At 67.3% G+C, this 1,807-nt stretch carries 3 protein-coding genes; all 3 read right to left on the bottom strand.

Annotated features, from left to right (window positions below; translation table 11 throughout):
* Window positions 1-379: crossover junction endodeoxyribonuclease RuvC (gene ruvC, locus ACDELDRAFT_RS22075; RefSeq protein WP_005800901.1), on the bottom strand; the 379-nt coding region annotated here is incomplete at its 3' end.
* 58 nt (window positions 380-437) lie between these two features.
* Window positions 438-1,433, bottom strand: coding sequence for a phosphatidate cytidylyltransferase (locus tag ACDELDRAFT_RS22070; protein WP_005800899.1), 996 nt, complete (start codon window positions 1,431-1,433; stop codon window positions 438-440).
* A gap of 19 nt (window positions 1,434-1,452) precedes the next feature.
* Window positions 1,453-1,807: lysophospholipid acyltransferase family protein (locus tag ACDELDRAFT_RS22065; RefSeq protein WP_005800898.1), on the bottom strand; the 355-nt coding region annotated here is incomplete at its 5' end.

Here is a 1,807-nt window from a genome sequence, read left to right as displayed (position 1 = left end):
TCTCCTGCACCTGGGCCTTGGCGGCCCGGCCATGGCCGACCACGGCTTTCTTCATCTGAAGCGCGGTGTATTCGGCCACTGGCAGGTTGCTGGCCACCAGGGCAGTGATGGCTGCGCCCCGCGCCTGGCCCAGCAGCAGGGTGGACTGGGGGTTGACGTTGACGAACACGATCTCGACGGTGGCCACGTCCGGTTCGTAGCGCGCTGCCACCTCGCTGATGCCGTCGAACAGCACTTTCAGGCGGCCCGGCAGGTCGCCCAGGGCGAGCGCCGTGGTGCGGATGGTGCCGCTGGCCACGTAGCTCAGCCGGTGGCCGTCCACGTCGATCAGGCCAAAGCCCGTGGTCTGCAGGCCGGGGTCAATTCCCAGAATTCTCATGTGCTATTTTATTGATAGCTGCTTGCGCAATGCTGATAAGCGCAGCGGCCCATTTTTCTCATAAACCGAAGTACCAGCGCACGGAATGGAAGAACACCGGCGCGGCAAAGCACAGGGCATCCACGCGGTCGAGCAGGCCGCCCGCGCCTGTCACCGCCTGGCCTTGCATGCCCCAACTGGTGACGCCCCGATCGCGCTTGAGGGCCTTCATCACCAGATGGCCCAGGCTGCCCGCCACGCAGGCCACAAGCGCCATGCCCAGCGCCTGGCCGGGTTTGAACGGGGTGATGAAGGTCAGCGCCGCACCCACCAGCCCGCCGACGGCCACCCCGGCCAGCCAGCTTGGCCACTGAAAGCTCTGGCTGACCTGCGGCGCCACCGGGCGGCGCGCGAAGCGCCGGCCCAGCAGGTGCTGCACCACCATGCAGGTCTGCACCACGAATACCAGGAAGAAGACCAGGAAAGCGCCCTTTTCGCGGTAGCCCGGAAAGTCGAGCAGCAGCAGCGCCGGCACGTGGCTGATGCCATAGACGCAGACCATGATGCCCCATTGCAGCTTGGCGTTGCGCTCGAGAAAACGCTCGGGGTCGTTGGCTAGCGCGCTCACCACGGGCAGCGCCAGGAACACGTAGACCGGGATGAACACGGTGAACAGGTCGAAATGCCGCGAGCCCACGATCCAGAACTGCAGCGGCAGCACCACGAAGAACGCCAGCACCAGGCTGCGGTGGTCGCCGCGCCGCGTGGGCGAGAGCGTGATGAACTCGCGCAGCGCAAAGAACGCCACGATGGCAAACAGCACCGTGGCCACCGTGTCGCCCAGCGCCCAGCCCACCCAGAACACCGTGGCCATGGCCCAGGAGGTTTGCAGCAGGCTCCAGAAGTGGCGGGCCTGCAGGGCGCGCGCCGCGTCCTGCGCGGGGTCGGTGTCCGGGTGTTCGCGCAGCGTGCGCACGAAGGCCGCCAGCGTCACGAGCGACAGCACACCGAACACGGCGATGAAGAGTGCACCGATCTGCTCGGTGGTGGTGAGATGGCGCAGAAACTGGTTCATGGGGGCAGCGGCAACGCGCTCAGACTTCGCGCAGGGCCATGACGGCGCGGCGCGCGCGGTCTAGGAACGCCCGCCGCTCCTCGCCTGGCTCCAGCTGGATGGGCGCGCCAAACGTCACCGAACACAGAATGGGCACCGGCACGACCTCACCCTTGGGCATGACGCGCTGCACGTTGTTGATCCACGCGGGCACCAGCACCACCTGCGGAAACATCTGTGCCAGCTTGTACAGGCCCGACTTGAAAGGCTGGGGCTCGTCGCCATGGCCGCGCGTGCCTTCGGGAAAAATGACGATCGAGTCGCCGCTGGCCAGCGCCTGCACCAGGGGGGCGAGCGGGTCGTCGGGGGCCAGCGCGGCGCGCAGCGCTTCGGGC

Origin of the sequence: Acidovorax delafieldii 2AN (assembly GCF_000175235.1) — a bacterium.
Classification (GTDB): Bacteria; Pseudomonadota; Gammaproteobacteria; order Burkholderiales; family Burkholderiaceae_C; genus Acidovorax; species Acidovorax delafieldii_B.
Note: the sequence above shows the minus strand (reverse complement) of the source record. Positions and strands in the feature narration are given on the sequence as shown.

Bases quoted from the DNA above. Each gene is read 5' to 3' on its own strand.
- ACDELDRAFT_RS22070 (WP_005800899.1), bottom strand. From the start codon at position 1,433: ATGAACCAGTTTCTGCGCCATCTCACCACCACCGAGCAGATCGGTGCA.